This is a genomic window from Pseudomonas sp. P65(2024) (assembly GCF_057480955.1).
Window position 1 is genome coordinate 36,528 of the sequence record NZ_JBLIYX010000016.1, and the last position, 17,740, is coordinate 54,267.

The window sequence follows — 17,740 nt, forward strand, 5'->3', positions numbered from 1 at the left end:
ATGCTCAGCAAGAAGATCAGAAATGTCGCGCTGCTAGGCGGGATCGCCGCCGTGCTCGTTGCAGTAGGCTATTGGAATATCAGCCCGGAGAGCTTCCTCGACCAGCCGCAGGCCCAGGTCGACCAGAGCGCCATCGACTACTATGCGATCAACGCCCACAGCCTGCAGTTCCTGCCCGACGGCAAGCTGCAGTACGAGATGACCGCCGCCAAGGTCGAGCATTTGAAGGCCAGCGAGGTCACCCTGGTGACCACGCCCGACCTGCACATGTACCGTGGCACCGAGTATCCCTGGCACGTGCAGAGCAAGCGCGCCGAGGTCAATCCGGACGGCACCGAGGTCGAGCTGATCGACGATGTGCGCGTGGCGCGCACCGACGAGAAGCAACGTGAAACCATCATCACCAGCACACGCATGACCGTGTTCCCGCAGAAGCAATATGCGCAGACCGAGCAAGCCGTTAGAATCGACGGCGCCGGTGGCACGACTACGGGCAAAGGAATGAAAGCGTATTTGAAAGAAGGCAGGATGGACCTGCTCTCTAACGTAAGAGGACAGTATGAGGCTCGTTAAAACCATCCCCCTTCTGCTCAGCCTGGGCGTAGCACTGGGAAGCGCGAGCGCCTTCGCCCTGCCGAACGACCGTGACCAGCCGATCCGCATCCAGGCGGACAACGCCCACCTGGACGACAAGCAGGGCGTTGCCACCTATACCGGCGACGTGATCATCACCCAGGGTTCGATGATGATCAAAGGCAACACCGTGACCATGACCCGCGCCGCCTCCGGCGACATCGACGTGGTCACCTCGGTGGGCAACCTGGCCTACTTCGAGCAACAGCAGAGCGCCGCCAAGCCCGACAAGATGAAAGGCTGGGCCGTGACCATCCAGTACCAGGCGCAGAAAGACATGGTGATCCTCACCGATCGCGCCAAGGTCGAGAACGAAGGCAACACCACCGAAGGCGAGAAGATCGTCTACAACACCAAGACCCAGGTGGCTACCGCCGGTCGCGGTGGCAACGTGACTGCACCACGTCAGCGCATCGACATGGTCATTCAACCGAAGAAAAAGGCCGAGTAAATGGCAACCCTCAAAGCCCAGCACCTGGCCAAGAGCTACAAGGGCCGGCAGGTCGTTCGCGACGTCAGCCTGTCCATCGACAGCGGCCAGATCGTCGGCCTGCTAGGCCCCAACGGCGCCGGCAAGACCACCTGTTTCTACATGATCGTCGGCCTGGTCCAGGCCGACCAAGGTCGCGTGCTGATCGACAGCCTCGACGTCAGCCACCAACCCATGCACGGGCGCGCCAAGGCCGGTATCGGCTACCTGCCGCAGGAAGCCTCGATCTTCCGCAAGCTGTCGGTGGCCGACAACATCATGGCCATCCTCGAGACACGCAAGGACCTCGACCGTGACGGTCGGCGCAAGGAGCTGGAAAGCCTGCTGCAGGAGTTCCACATCAGCCATATCCGCGACAACCTCGGCATGAGCCTCTCCGGCGGCGAACGCCGCCGCGTCGAGATCGCCCGTGCCCTGGCCACCGCGCCCAAGTTCATCCTGCTGGACGAACCCTTTGCCGGTGTCGACCCGATCTCTGTCGGCGACATCAAGCAGATCATCCACCACCTCAAGAACAAGGGTATCGGCGTCCTGATCACCGACCACAACGTTCGCGAGACCCTGGACATCTGCGAGACCGCCTACATCGTCAACGATGGCCAGCTGATCGCCGAAGGCGACGCCGAGACCATCCTGGCCAACCAGCTGGTCAAGGAAGTATACCTGGGGCACGAGTTCCGACTCTGACCCTGGCCTGCCCGGAGCACTGGCGCAGGCGCCTGTTCGAGGCTTAAGTTGTTACAGTGCTCTAGGCAAACGCTGCAATTTCAGGCATATAACTTGCTTAAAATCGGCGCCCAGGCGCCCTCCGTGTAGTGGATGGCGCATGCGCGCCGGCAACAAGGTATCAAGCCCCAGCCATGAAACCATCGCTCGTCCTAAAAATGGGCCAGCAACTGACGATGACCCCGCAGTTGCAACAGGCCATCCGTCTGCTTCAGCTCTCCACCCTGGACCTCCAGCAGGAAATCCAGGAAGCGCTGGAGTCCAATCCGATGCTCGAACGTCAGGAAGACGGCGAGGACTTCGACAACAGCGACCCGATGGCGGACAACGCCGAGAACAAGCCGGCCGCCGAAGTCCAGGACAACAGCTTCCAGGAAACCAGTACCAGCAGCACCGCGGAAAACCTCGAAGACGGCGAATGGGCCGAGCGCATTCCCAACGAACTGCCGGTCGACACCGCCTGGGAGGACATCTACCAGACCAGCGCCAGTAGCCTGCCGAGCAATGATGACGACGAGTGGGACTTCACCACCCGCACCTCGGTCGGCGAGAGCCTGCAGAGTCACCTGCTGTGGCAGCTCAACCTGGCGCCGATGTCCGACACCGACCGCCTGATCGCCGTCACCCTGATCGACAGCATCAACGGCCAGGGCTACCTGGAGGACTCCCTCGAGGAAATCTGCGCAGGCTTCGACCCGGAACTCGACATCGAGTTGGACGAGGTCGAGGCGGTGCTGCACCGCATCCAGCAGTTCGAACCCGCCGGCATCGGCGCCCGCTCCCTGGGCGAATGCCTGCTGCTGCAACTGCGCCAACTGCCGGCCTCGACGCCTTGGATGGGTGAGGCCCAGCGCCTGGTCACCGACTTCATCGACCTGCTCGGCAGCCGCGACTACAGCCAGCTGATGCGCCGCATGAAGCTCAAGGAAGACGAGCTGCGCCAGGTCATCGAACTGGTGCAGACCCTCAACCCGCGCCCCGGCTCGCAGATCGAGTCCAGCGAGCCCGAGTACGTCGTGCCCGACGTCATCGTGCGCAAGGACAGCGAGCGCTGGCTGGTCGAGCTCAACCAGGAAGCGGTACCGCGCCTGCGGGTCAACCCGCAGTACGCCGGCTTCGTTCGCCGCGCCGACACCAGCGCCGACAACACCTTCATGCGCAACCAGCTGCAGGAAGCGCGCTGGTTCATCAAGAGCCTGCAGAGCCGCAACGAGACGCTGATGAAGGTGGCGACACAGATCGTCGAGCACCAGCGCGGCTTCCTCGACCATGGCGACGAGGCCATGAAGCCGCTGGTGCTGCACGATATCGCCGAGGCGGTGGGCATGCACGAGTCGACCATTTCCCGGGTGACCACGCAGAAATACATGCACACCCCGCGCGGCATCTACGAACTGAAATACTTTTTCTCCAGCCACGTGAGCACCGCCGAAGGCGGCGAATGCTCGTCCACGGCGATTCGCGCGATCATCAAGAAACTGGTGGCGGCGGAAAATCAGAAAAAGCCATTGAGTGACAGCAAGATCGCTGGTTTACTGGAGGCACAAGGCATCCAGGTAGCCCGTCGCACCGTCGCCAAGTACCGCGAATCGTTGGGCATCGCCCCATCAAGCGAGCGCAAGCGACTGATGTAGCCCCAGGATGTGCCACAGCGTTTCAGTGGCAGGTGCAAGACCTGCCTCTTTATGCACGGGCAACAAAGGAGAAGCTGTATGCAAGTCAACATCAGTGGACAGCATGTAGAAGTCACCCAACCACTGCGCGATTACGTGCTCGAGAAGCTCGCCCGCGTGGAGGGTCATTTCGACAAGATCACCAATGCGACGGTGATCATGAAGGTCGAGAAGCTGCAGCAGAAGGTGGAAGCCACACTCCAGATTCCCGGTGGCGAAGTCGTCGCCAACGCCGAACACCAAGACATGTACGCGGCGATCGACGCCCTGGCCGACAAACTCGATCGCCAACTGAAAAAACACAAGGAAAAACAGCAAAGCCTGCTGCAAGGCGCAGCCGCCCGCTGATCCCCCTCATCCATGATCCGACTTGAAACCATCCTGACCCCCGGCCGTTCACTCGTGAACGTGCCGGGCGGCAGCAAGAAGCGCGCCCTGGAAAAGGTCGCCACCCTGATCGCCGAGCAAGTACCCGAGCTGGAGATGCAAGATGTCTTCGACAAGCTCATCGCTCGGGAAAAACTCGGCTCCACCGGTTTTGGCAATGGCATCGCCATTCCGCACTGCCGGCTTGTGGGTTGCAGCGCGCCAGTAAGCGCCCTGCTGCACCTGGATGCCCCCATTGATTATGACGCCATCGATGGTGCCCCGGTCGACCTGCTGTTCGTCCTGCTGGTCCCGGAAGCTGCCACCGATGCCCACCTTGAACTGCTGCGTCAGATCGCCAGCATGCTAGATCGCAAGGAGGTCCGCGATCGCCTACGTGCCGCCGACAGCAGCGAGACCCTTTACCAGGTCGTCCTGGACGTACAGAACGAGCACTGAACATGCGCCTGATCATCGTCAGCGGCCGCTCCGGCTCCGGTAAGAGTACCGCCCTCGACGTGCTGGAAGACAACGGCTACTACTGCATCGACAACCTGCCCGCCGGGCTGCTGCCGCAGCTGGCGGAAAACGCGCTGCTCAACACCGAGCTGCTGCAACCGAAGGTCGCTGTGTCCATTGATGCGCGCAACCTGCCCAGCCACCTGTCACGCTTCCCCGAACTGCTGACAGATGCACGTTCGCGCCATATCCAGTGCGACGTGCTGTACCTGGACGCCGACGAAGACACCCTGCTCAAGCGCTTCTCGGAAACCCGCCGCCGCCACCCGCTGACCAACGACAGCCGTTCGCTGGCCGAGGCGATCCGCGTGGAAAGCGAGCTGCTCGGCCCGATCGCCGACCTCGCCGACCTGAAGATCGACACCACCAGCCTGAACCTCTATCAACTGCGCGATTCGATCAAGCTGCGCCTGCTCAACCAGCCCGAGCCAGGCACCGCGTTCCTGGTCGAGTCATTCGGTTTCAAGCGTGGCATGCCGGTGGACGCCGACCTGGTGTTCGACGTGCGCTGCCTACCCAATCCGTACTGGAAGCCGGAACTTCGTGAGCATTCCGGCCTCGAACAGCCGGTAATTGATTACCTGGCCGCCCAGCCGGACGTCGAGGAAATGTTCCAGGACATCTCCGGCTACCTGCTCAAGTGGCTGCCGCGCTTCGCCGCCAGCAACCGCGCTTACGTCACCATCGCCATCGGCTGTACCGGCGGCCACCACCGCTCGGTGTACATCACCGAACGGCTTGGCCAACTGCTCCAGCAATCCCTGAAAAACGTCCAGGTCCGCCACCGCGACCTCTAGCCCACAGGATCCGCCCCACGATGCCCGCCCGCGAAATCACCATCATCAACAAGCTGGGCCTGCATGCGCGGGCGGCCGCCAAGTTCGTCGGCGTGGCCGGTCGCTTTCCCTGCCAGGTACGGGTCGGCCGCGCACCGGACAAGCTGGTGGACGGCAAGAGCATCATGGCGGTGATGATGCTCGCCGCCGGCAAGGGCACGCCGGTGCACCTGCACACCGAGGGCGAACAGGACGGTGAGGCCATGGATGCACTGGTCGCGTTGATCGAGAACTTCTTCGACGAAGGCGAGTAAGCGCCGTTAACGACTGCGCACGCTCCTACAGGGAATGTGCCGGGCTCAAGACAGCGCCGTGTCCATCACCATCATCAGGCAGAACCCGGCACACAGCCCCAGGCTCGCCAGGCGGTGATGCCCGTTGCTGCGCGATTCGGGAATGATCTCCTGGGTCACCACCAGCAGCATCGCCCCCGCCGCACAGGCCAAGCCCAGCGGTAGCAACAGTTCGGCGATGTTCACCAGCCAGGCGCAGATCACCGCGGCCAGCGGTTCGACCAACCCGGACGCCGCGCCGATCAGGAACGCCTTGAACCGCGACATGCCGGCCCCGGCCAGCACCAGCGCGATTACCAGACCCTCCGGCACATCCTGAAGCGCGATGCCCATGGCCAGGCTGTCGGCATCGGGCATGCCACCGCCAGCAGACACGCCAATGGCCATGCCTTCGGGGATGTTATGGGCAATGATGGCGATGACGAACAACCAGATTCGCGCCGCGATCACCGGTTGCTGATCGCTGCCGACCAGGGCTTCTGGCGAAGCACCAGAGACCTTGAGGTCGACCAGGAACAGGCACAGCGCGCCGAACAGCAGGCCGCCGCTGATCAGGCCACCGGCGCCCCACGGGCTGAAACCGATGGATTGGGCCGCATCCAGCCCGGGCATGATCAGCGAGAACGCGGTGGCCGCCAGCATCACGCCGGCACCGAAGCCAAGCAAGGTATCGGCCACGGCCACCGGCATGTTGCGGATCACCAGCACCGGTACCGCGCCCAACGCCGTCCCCAGTGCGCACAATGCGCCGCCCTCAAGGGCACGCAACATGCGCGGTTCCAGGTCCAGCCAGGCGATGCCGCGTGCCACCAACAATGCGGTGCCAACCAGCAACAGCATGGTCCCAAGCGCCAGGCGGAACAGGCGCACACTGCTGACAGACATCACCTCGGCACGCATACCGGTCAGGCTCACTTCAGGGCTTCAAGGTAGCGACGTTCCACTTCGGCCCAGTCGACCACGTTGTAGAAAGCGCCAATGTATTCCGGACGACGGTTCTGATACTTCAGGTAGTAGGCGTGCTCCCACACGTCCAGGCCAAGGATCGGCGTGTTGCCGTGCATCAGCGGGCTGTCCTGGTTGCCGCTGCTCTCAACTACCAGCGTGTTCTGCGGGGTCACGCTCAACCAGGCCCAGCCGCTGCCGAAACGGGTCAGCGCGGCCTTGGTGAAGGCCTCCTTGAACGCCTCGAAACCGCCGAGCTGCGCATCGATGGCCTTGGCCACCTGCCCTGCCGGCTGGCCGCCGCCCTTGGGCGACATGACGGTCCAGAACAGGGTGTGGTTGGCATGCCCACCGCCCTGGTTGATCACCGCGCCCTGGAGCTTCTCGGGCAGTTGCCTGACCGCGCCCACCAACTGCTCCACGGGCCACTCGGCCCACTCGGTGCCCTCGATGGCGGCGTTGAGATTGTTGATATAGGTCTGGTGATGCTTGCTGTGGTGAATCTCCATGGTCTGGGTGTCGATGTGCGGCTCCAGCGCATCGTAGGCATAGGGCAACGCAGGCAAGGTATGCGGCATGTCAGTGGATTCCGTAGGCAGGTGTGCGATCAGTGATATCCGTATATACGACCAGCTCGCTGGTCACCGGAGCCTGCCGATTGAGCAGGCGCTCGGTACGCGGGTATTGGCCGTATTCGGCGATGAAGCTCAGCAACTCGGTGTAGGTGCGCCCGCTATGGCGTAACGCGGCGTCGCGCAGGGCCTGGGGCAGGCGCGGGTCCTGACTGGCCTGGAGCAGCCGCTGGTGCGCCGCGCACAGATAGTCGGCGCTTTCCTGCGGCTGGTTCAGGCGCAGGTGCAGGTCGGCCAGGTTGTGATGGGCGATGACCAGTGCGGCCACCGCCTCGTCGACGTCATGCCAGCGCTCGAACAGCACCTGGGCCAGGGCCAGGGCTTGCAGGTAGTGTTCTCGGGCATCGACCAGCTCGCCCTGCTCGAACAGGCGGTTGGCGTCTTGCGTGGTGTGTTTCCAGTGCTGCATGACGTGTCTCCTGGGCGGCCCGGGCTCAGATGCCGCCGGCAGTGAGTTTTTCCGGATCCAGCAGCGCCTCGAGCTGGTCACGCGACAAGTCGGTGTGCTCCAGCGCCACGTCGATGATCGGGCGCCCCTGCTTGTAGGCGGTCTTGGCGATCTCGGCGGCCTTGAGGTAGCCGATGATCGGGTTCAACGCAGTGACCAGGATCGGGTTGCGCGACAGCGCCTCCTTGAGCTTGGTTTCGTTGACCTTGAAGCTGGCGATGGCCTTGTCGGCCAGCAGGCGGCTGACGTTGGCCATCAGCTCGATGCTTTCCAGCAGGTTGCGGGCGATCACCGGCAGCATCACGTTGAGCTCGAAGTTGCCCGACTGCCCGGCCACGGCGATGGTGGCATCGTTGCCGATCACCTGGGCCGCGACCATGGCGGTGGCCTCCGGGATCACCGGGTTGACCTTGCCCGGCATGATCGACGAGCCCGGCTGCAGACCCTGCAACTCGATTTCACCGAGGCCGGCGAGCGGGCCGGAGTTCATCCAGCGCAGGTCGTTGGCGATCTTCATCAGCGCCACGGCGGCGGTCTTGAGCTGGCCGGACAGGGCCACGGCGGTGTCCTGGGAGCCGATCAGGGCGAACAGGTTCTCGCCGGGGGTGAACTTGACCTGGGTCAGGCCACTTAACTGGCGGGCAAAGCCTGCGGCGAACTGCGGGTGGGCGTTGATGCCGGTGCCCACGGCAGTACCGCCCTGAGCCAAGGCCTGCAGGCTCGGCAGGGTGGCTTCGATATGCGCCTGGGCGCCCTTGACCTGCGCGGCCCAGCCTTCGAGCACCTGGCTCATGCGCACCGGCATGGCATCCATCAGGTGGGTGCGGCCGGTCTTCACGTGCTTGTGCACTTCGACCGCCTTGGCCTCGATCACCTGGGTGAGGTGGCGCAGGGCCGGTAACAATTGCTCGTGCAGGGCCAGGGCGGCGCTGACGTGGATGGTGGTGGGGATGATGTCGTTGCTGCTCTGGCCACAGTTGACGTGGTCGTTGGCATTGACCGGCTCGCCCAGCACGCGGCTGGCCAGGGTGGCGATGACCTCGTTGGCGTTCATGTTCGAACTGGTGCCGGAACCGGTCTGGAACACATCCACCGGGAAGTGCTGGATGAAGTCGCCGGCCAGCAGTTGCTCCACCGCCCTGACGATGGCCTCGCCCTGCCCCGCGCTCAGCTGGGACAGCTCGACGTTGGCCTTGGCCGCAGCCGCCTTGGCCAGCAGCAAGGCACGGATGAACTGGGCCGGCATCGGCTTGCCGCTGACCGGGAAGTTGTCGACCGCGCGCTGGGTCTGGGCACCGTACAGGGCCTGGGCCGGCACCTGCAGTTCGCCCATGCTGTCACGCTCGATACGGGTATCACTCATCTTCAAGTCCTTGCATCAGTTCTTCGGGAGAAATCGACGGCAGCAGCACGCTGTTGGCGAGCTGCATCGCGTAGGGCTGCCAGCGCAGGTTTTGTTCGCGGCGATCGAGGTTGCGCAGGTCGAGCAAGGGCCGCCAGGCCTGGTCCAGGCACAGGCAGCGCCAATGCCACGGCAGCATGCGATCGTTGGCGGTATCCAACAGCAGGCGGAAGGCGGTCAGCGCCACGGTCCAGGGCGAGGTTTCGGTGCAGCACACCAGGTAGCGGCCTTCGGCCAGGTAATGCTCGATCAGACGCGGCTCGTCGGGTTCGAGCGCGCAGCGGATGCGCCGGCTGAGCCAGCGCCAGTTTTCCAGGTAAGGCAGTTCGTGGAGGACGGATTTCATGAACATCATCGCCGGGTTACTGGATAATGATATTCATTATTATGTGATAACTAGAATCAGTTCAAGTCGAGCAATGGGCAAAAGAAACCCGGCGCGATGGCCGGGTCTTTTACAAGGTATGAGCAGGGCAGCGTGGGAGCGAGCTTGCCTCGCGATTGCAGGTAAGATTACCGCGGGACAAGCCCGCTCGCACGCACCGCTAATTCCCTGCTGATGACAGAGCGCCGATCAGCTGCCTGCCACCGTCATCCGTTCGATCAGCACCGAGCCACTGTGGATATTGCTGCGGGTCTCGATATCGCTGCCGATCGCCACGATCTGCTGGAACATATCCTTCATATTGCCGGCGATGGTCACTTCCTGGACCGGGAACTGGATCTCGCCGTTTTCGACCCAGAAGCCCGCCGCACCACGAGAATAGTCACCGGTCACCATGTTCAGGCCATGCCCCATCAGCTCGGTCACCAGCAGGCCGCGACCCATGCGGCGAATCAATGCCGCCTGGTCTTCCACACCGTGGGTGACGAACAGGTTATGCACGCCCCCGGCGTTGGCGGTGCTCGGCAGGCTCAGCTTGCGCCCGGAATAGGTGCCCAGGATGTAGGACACCAGCTCGCCCTTGTCGACGAACGGCTTGGCGTAGGTGGCCAGGCCATCGCCGTCGAACGCCGCGCTGCCCAGCGCACGCGGGATGTGTGGACGCTCATCAAGGGTCAGCCAGGTGGGGAACAGGCGCTGGCCGAGGGTGCCTTCGAGGAACGACGACTTGCGGTACAGGTTGCCGCCGGAAATCGCCGACAGGAAGCTGCCGAACAGGCCGCCGGCAAGCTCCGCCGAGAACAGCACCGGCACCTCGCAGGTCGGCACCGGACGCGCGCCCAGACGGCTGGCGGCGCGTTGCGCGGCGCGCTGGCCGATGCTGCGCGGGTCGGCCAGCAGGTTGCCCTGGCGATTGACGTCGTACCAGTAGTCGCGCTGCATCTGCCCTTCGGCCTCGGCGATCATCACGCAGCTCAGGCTGTGCCGGGTAGACGCGTAGCCGCCGATGAAGCCGTGGCTGTTGCCATAGACCCGCACGCCCTGATGGGTATTGAGGGTGGTGCCATCAGCGTTGAGGATGCGCTTGTCGGCGTCGAACGCCGCCGCCTCGCAGGCCAGCGCCATCTCGATGGCCTTCTCCGGCTCGATGTCCCAGTCGTGGTACAGGTCCAGATCAGGGATCTCGCGGGCCATCAAGGCGGCATCGGCCAGCCCCGAACACGCGTCCTCGGAGGTATGCTTGGCGATTGCCAGGGCCGCCGCGACGGTCTCGCGGATCGCCTCAGGGCCGCTGGCCGAGGTGCTGGCCGAACCCTTGCGCTGGCCAACGTAGAGGGTGATGCCGAAGCCCTGGTCGCGGTTGAACTCGACCGTCTCGACTTCGCGCTGGCGCACCGTGGTGGACAGGCCCTGCTCCAGCGACACCGCCACTTCGCACGCGCTGGCGCCCTGGCGGCGCGCCTCGGCGACGATCGCCTCGACCTGTTCCTGCAACGCCGGCAGGTCCTTGGGGCCTACGCTCTGGACTGCACTCATGGTTCTCTCCACTGAAAATTCTGCGTACGGCGTGGGTCATTCTACGACCGGGCCGGACAAGCGGCCCCCGACTGGTTATCATGGCGGCGATTTCCTGCGGACTGCCCCCATGGTTGATTCTTACGACGACGCCTTCGACGGCGAAAAAAGCAAAACCCAGATCAAGCGCGAGCTGCATGCGCTGGTCGAGCTCGGTGAGCGCCTCACCACCCTCAAGGCCGACACCCTGGCCCGCCTGCCGTTGACCGACGAGCTGCGCAAGGCGCTGGAAGAGGCCAGCAAGCACACCGCCCACGGCGCCCGCAAACGCCACATGTCGTTCGTCGGCAAGCTGATGCGCGTGCAGGACCTTGACGCCATCCATGCCGTGCTCGAGCAGGTCGACAGCTCGACCCGCCAGTACAACGAGCGCTTTCACGGCCTCGAGCGCTGGCGCGATCGCCTGATCGACGGCAACGACGAGGACCTCGAACGCTTCGTCAACGAGTTCCCCGACACCGATCGCCAGCACCTGCGCTCGCTGATCCGTCATGCCCAGCACGAGAAGGCGCGGAACAAGCCGCCTGCGGCTGCGCGTAAAGTGTTCAAGTACATCCGCGACCTCGACGAGGTCCAGCGCGGTCTGCGTTGAGGCCATCGCGGGGCAAGCCCGCTCCCACGCTGCCTTTGCAGGCATCTGTGGGAGCGGGCTTGCCCCGCGATTGATCATCAAGCCCCTGTACCACCGACAGTGATCGCATCCAGCTTCAGGGTCGGCTGGCCAACGCCTACCGGCACCGACTGCCCATCCTTGCCGCACGTACCCACGCCGCTGTCCAGCGCCAGGTCGTTGCCGACCATCGACACACCCCTCATCGCCTCCGGACCATTGCCGATCAGCGTCGCGCCCTTCACCGGCGCGGTAATCTTGCCGTCCTCGATCAGGTAGGCCTCGCTGGTGGAGAACACGAACTTGCCGCTGGTGATGTCCACCTGGCCACCGCCAAGGTTGGCGCAATAGATGCCCTTCTTCACCGAGCGGATGATTTCCTCCGGGTCGCTGTCGCCAGCACGCATGTAGGTGTTGGTCATGCGCGGCATCGGCAGGTGGGCGTAGGATTCACGCCGGCCGTTGCCCGTCACCGCCATGCCCATCAGGCGGGCGTTGAGCTTGTCCTGCATGTAGCCCTTGAGGATGCCGTTCTCGATCAGCGTGGTGCATTCGGTCGGGGTGCCTTCGTCGTCGATGCTGAGCGAGCCGCGGCGGCCCTCCAGGGTACCGTCGTCGACAATGGTGCACAGCTTCGAGGCCACTTGCTCGCCGATACGCCCACTGAACGCCGAACTGCCCTTGCGGTTGAAGTCGCCTTCCAAACCGTGACCGACCGCCTCGTGCAGCAGCACCCCGGACCAGCCCGGGCCAAGCACCACCGGCAGCGTGCCGGCCGGCGCCGGAATGGCCTCGAGGTTGACCAGCGCCTGGCGCAACGCCTCGCGGGCATAGCCCATCACCCGCTCCTCGGTGAAGTAGCGGTAGTCGGTACGCCCGCCACCGCCCTGCCCGCCGCGCTCGCGACGACCGTTCTGCTCGACGATCACGCTGACGTTGAAACGCACCAGCGGACGTACATCGGCGGCCAGGCTGCCATCGGCGGCGGCGACCAGGATCCGCTCCCAGACCCCGGCCATGCTCACGCTGACCTGCTGGATGCGCGGATCGAGGGCGCGGGTGGCGGCATCGACGCGCTTGAGCAGGTCGACCTTCTCGGCGCGGCTCAGCACATCCAGGGGATTGTCAGACGCATACAGGGCAGTCACATCCTGGCTGCGGAACGCCTGCACCTTGCCATCCTGCCCGGCACGGGAGATCGAACGGGCGGCGCGGGCCGCCGAGGTCAGGGCTTCGAGGTTGATCGCGTTGCTGTAGGCGAAGCCGGTCTTCTCGCCGGACTGGGCGCGCACGCCCACGCCCTGGTCGAGGTTGAAGCTGCCCTCTTTGACGATGCCGTCCTCCAGCGCCCAGGTTTCCGAGATCTGGCCCTGGAAATACAAGTCGGCGGCATCGATGCCGGGGCCGGCCAGCTCGCCCAGCACCGTCTGCAGGCTGTCGAGGGTCAGGCCGCCCGGGACCAGGAGCTGCTCGCTGACGGTGGATAAAATCTCGCTCATAGTCACTCCGAGGTGTGCGCAGGCCGCAAGGCGTCCTGCGAGAAAAAGCGCCGGTGCGTAACCACCGGCATGCGCGCCCGGATGGACGCCTGTTCTTCACTGTCGCGCGTGGCGAGCAATACCGCTTCGCCCCGCGCCTGTTGCGCGACGATCCGCCCCCAGGGGTCGACGATCGCCGCCTGGCCGTGGGTTTCCCGCGGCCCCGGATGCAGGCCGCCCTGGGCGGCCGCCAATACATAGCACTGGGTCTCGATGGCCCGTGCGCGAATCAGTACTTCCCAATGCGCCGCTCCGGTCACCGCGGTGAACGCCGCCGGCGCGCTGATCAGTTCGGCCCCGGCGGCACGCAAGGCGCTGTACAGCTCAGGGAAGCGCAGGTCGTAGCACACCGACAGGCCCAGCCGGCCCACGGGCGTGTCGGCCACCACCACCTGGCTGCCGTGGGCGTAGTCGTCCGACTCGCGGTAACGACCGCGGTTGTCGGCCACATCCACATCGAACAGGTGCAGCTTGTCGTAGCGGGCGGCGATCTCGCCGTGCTCATCGACCAGCAGCGAACAGGCGTGGGCCTTGGCTTGCGGCTGGCCGACCGGGGGCAGCGGCAAGGTACCGGCGACTATCCATAACCTGAGGTCGCGGGCGGTGCGTTTCAACCAGGGCAGGATCGGCCCCTCGCCCAGCGCTTCGGCCCGACCGATGGCCGCCGCGTCGCGACGGCCCATGGCGGCGAAGTTCTCCGGCAGCACCGCCAGGCGCGCGCCACCTGCGGCGGCCTGCTCGAGCAGTGCCGTGGCACGTTGCAGGTTGGCCAGCACATCGTCCTGGCTGACCATCTGGATCACAGCTGACGTCATGACCACCCCAGGTTATTTGTCGAAAGGTTTCACAAAGGTGATTTTAGGCTCTTTGACCGGACCTTCGACGCGATAGTGCACACTGGCGAAACGCGCCACCCGGTCACCGATCAGGCGGTCGACCAGGAACAACGCGCCACCGATCGCCGGCGCGCCGACGATCAGCGCGGCCAGCGGCAAGTTGTTGGTCACCGGCAGCGTCACCAACAGCTTGGCATCGATCCGATCACGGACAAAATCCATGGTGCCGTCGAGCTCGAAGTTGCTCGACGGCCCGGTGACGGTGATCGGCTCACGGGTCACGTAGACCCCTTCGCTGGCCACCAGCAACCCCTTGACCCGGTCATAGGCCAGGCCCTTGCTGAACAGGTCGGAGAAGTCCAGGCGCAGGCGCCGGCCGATGGAGTTGAAGTTGAGCAGCCCGAACACCCGCAAGGCCTGGGCGCTGCCCTCGACCTCGACGAACTGGCCACTGCGCAACGCCGCGTCGAGGCTGCCGGAGTAACGGTTGAGGCTGACCCAGGCCGGCGAGCCCGGCCAGCGGCCGTCCACGTCCATGCGGAAGTCGCGGCTGGTGACGGTAGGCGCGAAGCCCCAGGCCTTGAGCACATCCCCCAGGTTCTTGCCATCCAGCCGGCCCTTGTACCAGCTCGAACTGCTGCCCGGCTCCCCTTCCCAGCCACCGCTGCCATCGATGTGCAGGCCCTTGAGGTCCAGGTCGATATCGTTCATGGCCATGCCTTTGGGCGTCTGGCGCAGCTTCAGGTTGGCGCTGCCGAACAGGTCGTCACCGCGGTACAGCTTGTCGATGGTCAGGTCCAGCGGCGGCACCTTGCGCGGGTCGACCCCGGCCAACGGATCCGGCGCATGTTCGTCCTGGGCTTCGTTCGGGTCGGCGGGCGGCAGACGCAGGCTCTGCAGGCGGATGGTCATGGGCGTGACCTTGGCATCGGGAATGCGCGCGTTGCCGATGACTTCCTTGCTGTCCAGGCGCAGGTCCCAGGCCGGACCGCCGCGCATCAGGCGGATCACCGCCTGGTTGAGGTCCATGCCGAAGGCCTTGAGCTGGCCGATGCTCAGGTCCACGCTCTGCAGGTTCTGCCGGGCGCTGCCGCCCGGGTCCTTGCCGGCCAGGCGCTCCATCTGTTGCTGCCAGGGCGCCAGGTCCAGGGTCTCGAGCCGGCCACGCACACGCAGGCCCTGGCCACTTGGGAGGCTGGCGTCGCCCGTACCCAGCAACAGTTCGCCACGCCCCTGGGCCAGCTTGTCGGCGGGCGCGGCGTAGGCGAAGCGGGCAAGGTCGGCGTAGCTGGCGTCGATGCGCCGCTCGGGGCCTTGCAGGGTCAGGCCGAAGCGGCTGTCACGGGTTTCCCCGGCGGCCTTGCCAAAGGGGGCCGGCAAGTCGATGGCCAGGCCCTTGAGCGAGGAGCTGACACTCAAGCGGTTGTCTCGGCCGCCGAATGTCACCTGCAACTGATAGGGCAACTCGCCCGAGGCCGGCAGCGGCTGCTGGTACTGCAACCAGTCAGTCAGGACCTTAAGGCCGACCTGGCCATTGGCGTTGATGCGGGTCTGGATCTGCCCGCCCTGTCCTTCGGCGGTGATCTGCGCGGTCACCGGCTTGCCGAAGGCATGCAGGCTAATGCCGTTGCCGCTAAGGCCCTTGTCGAAATCGAACGTGAAATCGCCTTTGAGCTGGGTCAGTTCCAGGCTTGGCGGCGCCACTTTCAGGGTTGCGTCGCTGGTCGAGAAGTCCACCAGCACCTTGGGCCGTTGCCCATGGGCCAGGGGGATATCGAGCTTGACCTTGCCTTTGAGCGGGCCTTCACCCTCCCAACCTGCAAAGATCTCTCCCGTGCCGATGGGCGCCTCCTTGAGGATCTTCAGGCCATCGCCAAGGCTGCCGTCGAAGTCTCCGTCGAGGAACAGGTGGCTGTGCTGGTCGCCCTCGACATGGGGAATGTCGACACTGACATCGCTGACCCGAGTGTCCAGCAGCAGCCCTTTGCGGGCGTGGATGCGCACGCCGGTGTCTTCGATGTAGACATTGCCGTCGACCTGCTGCACCTGCGGCCAACCCGGCTGGAAATCCAGCGCGGCGTCGTGGACCTTGAAGAACAGGCTGATATCGCGGGCATGGGGCGGCGCATTGTGGTGCAGCGAGCCCTGGTACTGGAAGTAGCCCTCGTCGACATTGCCCTTGACGATGGCGCTGCGCAGCCATTCGTCCAGGGCCGGGCTGAGCACCTCGGGCAGGTACTTGGCGGTGTAGCGACCGTCGCCCTCGGTGAGGCCGACGCGCAGGTCCATGTAGTCTTCATGGCCCGGTTGCAGATGGATGCGAATCAGGAAGTCCGCGGCGATCTTGCCCTCGTCACCCAGCACCTTGATGTAGGGGGCGACCAGGGTGAAGGCTTCCTTGTCCAGGGTCCAGGTCAGCCGCGCGTTGGCTTTCGGGTAATGCCAGGGTTTGCCGAAGATCGGATACAGATGCAGCATGAAGGCCTGGGTATCCAGGCGCAGTTCGCCGTGCCCGAGATCACCGCTGATGGCGCCGCTGACGTTGCCGGCGGCCGGCGCGCCGTGATAGGCGTCGAAGCCGACTTTCTCCAGGTTGGCGGCGAACTGCAGGCGCTGGTCGCCCTCGGCCTTGGGGCGGATGTCCAGGCGCACGTTGCGCAGGGCGCCGGTCACCTTGAGCGCGTCGACCACCGTCATCAGCTTGTCCGGCAACGGCGCCAGGGCGTCGATCACCGGGGTCAGCGGGGTCAGGTCGAGGCGATCGGCCTGCACCTGCCAGCTTTCCTCGGCCGGGCTCTGGCCAGGACGCTGCGCCAGTTGCAGGTGCGACTCCCAGCGGGTCTTGCCCAGGCTCATGGCCAGGGAGTCGACGACGACGTCAAAGCCCTGGTCCTGGCGCTGGAACCAGGCCGACAAGGCCAGGTTGTCCAGGGTAATGGCCTTGCGCCCGGTGTAGGCGCCCTTGAGCTGCGGGGCGTTGAGGCGAACCATCGCCTGCTGCAACTGCCCCTTGCTCCAGTCGATCCAGAACTCGCCACCGGCACGCAGGGTGTCGGCCTGCCACTGGCCCAGCAGCTGCGGCGGCAGCCAGCGCGCCCAATCGCTTTGTGGCAGGCTCAGGTAGGCCTGCACGCGGCCGTCGCGCCAGGTCCTGGCGGTGGCGCGGCTGTTCAGGCTAAGGGCCAGGGGCTGGCCATCGGGCAGCGTGGCGCGCAGGTCGACGCTCTGGCGCGACGCTCCGGCCTGCAATCCCAGGCTGACATAGGTGAGGGTCAGAGGATCGCGCTGCCACGGATGCAGGGTGACCTGGCTGTCGAATACATCGATCCGCCCCAGTTGGCGCAGGCGCTTGAGCACATCGGCCGGGTCGAGCGGCGCATCATCCTGCTGCGGCAGGCCTTCGAGGGTCCAGGCGCCCTGCTCGCGTTCGCGCAGGATCAGTTGCAGCCCACTGAGCTGGATGCGCGCCAGGCGCACTTCGCGGGCCTTGAGGCTGGCCCACAGGTCGGGCACCAGCTTGACGTCGTCCAGGCGCAAGGCCGCCTTGCCTTCGCCCAGCTGCAGGTCGCGCACGCGCAACACCGGCGCCAGGCCACTCCAGCGCCCTTCCAGGGCACCGACGTGCACGGGCATGCCCAAGGCCTGTTCGGCCTTGAGTTCGGCGTCGGCACGGTATTCGGCGACCAGGGGTACCAGTTGCCGACCGAGGCTGACATACAGCGCCACCAGCACCGCCAGCAGGGCGCAGATCCCCAGCCCCCAGCGGGTCAAGGCGCCCAGAACGCGGGTCAGACGTTCCATGGCCATGGCCCTCCAAGTCGTCCCTTAACTAT

At 65.0% G+C, this 17,740-nt stretch carries 18 protein-coding genes; 9 read left to right on the top strand and 9 right to left on the bottom strand.

What is annotated here, in order from left to right:
• From lptC to AC25MA_RS19875, 8 genes are all read left to right on the top strand, one after another.
• Positions 1–573 carry an LPS export ABC transporter periplasmic protein LptC gene (gene lptC / locus AC25MA_RS19840; RefSeq protein WP_028689658.1) on the top strand — a complete coding sequence of 191 codons (573 nt, stop codon included), beginning with the start codon at positions 1–3 and terminating at the stop codon, positions 571–573.
• Positions 560–1,084, top strand: a complete 525-nt coding sequence (lptA, locus tag AC25MA_RS19845; RefSeq protein WP_011532418.1) for a lipopolysaccharide transport periplasmic protein LptA — start codon at positions 560–562, stop codon at positions 1,082–1,084. Before lptC ends, lptA begins: the two co-directional genes overlap by 14 nt.
• Complete coding sequence (gene lptB, locus AC25MA_RS19850; RefSeq protein ID WP_088852373.1) at positions 1,085–1,810, top strand: LPS export ABC transporter ATP-binding protein; 726 nt, start codon at positions 1,085–1,087, stop codon at positions 1,808–1,810.
• A 173-nt stretch (positions 1,811–1,983) separates the two neighbouring features.
• Positions 1,984–3,483 (top strand): RNA polymerase factor sigma-54, encoded by a 1,500-nt coding sequence (locus AC25MA_RS19855; protein ID WP_028689657.1) that lies wholly within the window; start codon positions 1,984–1,986, stop codon positions 3,481–3,483.
• A gap of 78 nt (positions 3,484–3,561) precedes the next feature.
• Entirely contained in the window at positions 3,562–3,870 is a 309-nt protein-coding gene (hpf, locus tag AC25MA_RS19860; RefSeq protein ID WP_011532415.1) for a ribosome hibernation-promoting factor, HPF/YfiA family, read from the top strand.
• Between the two features lie 12 nt (positions 3,871–3,882).
• Positions 3,883–4,347: a PTS IIA-like nitrogen regulatory protein PtsN gene (ptsN, locus tag AC25MA_RS19865; protein ID WP_028689656.1), complete on the top strand. Its 465-nt coding sequence runs from the start codon at positions 3,883–3,885 to the stop codon at positions 4,345–4,347.
• 2 nt (positions 4,348–4,349) lie between these two features.
• Positions 4,350–5,204, top strand: coding sequence for an RNase adapter RapZ (gene rapZ, locus AC25MA_RS19870; protein WP_028689655.1), 855 nt, complete (start codon positions 4,350–4,352; stop codon positions 5,202–5,204).
• A gap of 20 nt (positions 5,205–5,224) precedes the next feature.
• Positions 5,225–5,497, top strand: a complete 273-nt coding sequence (locus AC25MA_RS19875; protein ID WP_028689654.1) for an HPr family phosphocarrier protein — start codon at positions 5,225–5,227, stop codon at positions 5,495–5,497.
• 45 nt (positions 5,498–5,542) lie between these two features.
• On the opposite strand, the gene AC25MA_RS19880 is transcribed toward AC25MA_RS19875, so the two are convergent.
• The 6 genes from AC25MA_RS19880 to pmbA all read right to left on the bottom strand — a co-directional run bounded on the left by AC25MA_RS19880 (position 5,543) and on the right by pmbA (position 10,884).
• On the bottom strand, positions 5,543–6,436 hold the full coding sequence (locus tag AC25MA_RS19880) for a ZIP family metal transporter (RefSeq protein ID WP_088852393.1): 894 nt from the start codon (positions 6,434–6,436) through the stop codon (positions 5,543–5,545).
• Between the two features lie 11 nt (positions 6,437–6,447).
• Positions 6,448–7,059 carry a superoxide dismutase gene (locus AC25MA_RS19885; protein WP_028689652.1) on the bottom strand — a complete coding sequence of 204 codons (612 nt, stop codon included), beginning with the start codon at positions 7,057–7,059 and terminating at the stop codon, positions 6,448–6,450.
• 1 nt (position 7,060) lies between these two features.
• Complete coding sequence (locus tag AC25MA_RS19890) at positions 7,061–7,522, bottom strand: DUF2753 family protein (RefSeq protein WP_028689651.1); 462 nt, start codon at positions 7,520–7,522, stop codon at positions 7,061–7,063.
• A gap of 25 nt (positions 7,523–7,547) precedes the next feature.
• The gene (locus AC25MA_RS19895; protein WP_182322516.1) at positions 7,548–8,924 is read right to left on the bottom strand and encodes a class II fumarate hydratase; all 1,377 of its coding nucleotides are present in this window, start codon (positions 8,922–8,924) and stop codon (positions 7,548–7,550) included.
• A complete protein-coding gene (locus tag AC25MA_RS19900) occupies positions 8,917–9,318 on the bottom strand; it encodes a hypothetical protein (protein WP_028689649.1) in 402 nt (133 codons plus the stop codon). The genes AC25MA_RS19895 and AC25MA_RS19900 overlap by 8 nt, the downstream gene beginning before the upstream one ends.
• 219 nt (positions 9,319–9,537) lie before the next feature.
• Positions 9,538–10,884, bottom strand: a complete 1,347-nt coding sequence (pmbA, locus tag AC25MA_RS19905) for a metalloprotease PmbA (protein ID WP_028689648.1) — start codon at positions 10,882–10,884, stop codon at positions 9,538–9,540.
• A gap of 109 nt (positions 10,885–10,993) precedes the next feature.
• Between pmbA and yjgA the strand changes: the two genes are divergently transcribed.
• Positions 10,994–11,515 carry a ribosome biogenesis factor YjgA gene (gene yjgA, locus AC25MA_RS19910; protein ID WP_028689647.1) on the top strand — a complete coding sequence of 174 codons (522 nt, stop codon included), beginning with the start codon at positions 10,994–10,996 and terminating at the stop codon, positions 11,513–11,515.
• A gap of 77 nt (positions 11,516–11,592) precedes the next feature.
• On the opposite strand, the gene tldD is transcribed toward yjgA, so the two are convergent.
• From tldD to AC25MA_RS19925, 3 genes are read right to left on the bottom strand one after another with little or no spacing between them, the layout of a single operon-like run.
• Complete coding sequence (gene tldD / locus AC25MA_RS19915) at positions 11,593–13,032, bottom strand: metalloprotease TldD (protein WP_028689646.1); 1,440 nt, start codon at positions 13,030–13,032, stop codon at positions 11,593–11,595.
• Positions 13,033–13,034: 2 nt separating this feature from the next.
• Complete coding sequence (locus AC25MA_RS19920; protein WP_028689645.1) at positions 13,035–13,886, bottom strand: carbon-nitrogen hydrolase family protein; 852 nt, start codon at positions 13,884–13,886, stop codon at positions 13,035–13,037.
• Positions 13,887–13,898: 12 nt separating this feature from the next.
• Complete coding sequence (locus AC25MA_RS19925; RefSeq protein WP_197866931.1) at positions 13,899–17,714, bottom strand: YhdP family protein; 3,816 nt, start codon at positions 17,712–17,714, stop codon at positions 13,899–13,901.
• Positions 17,715–17,740 lie beyond the last annotated feature (26 nt).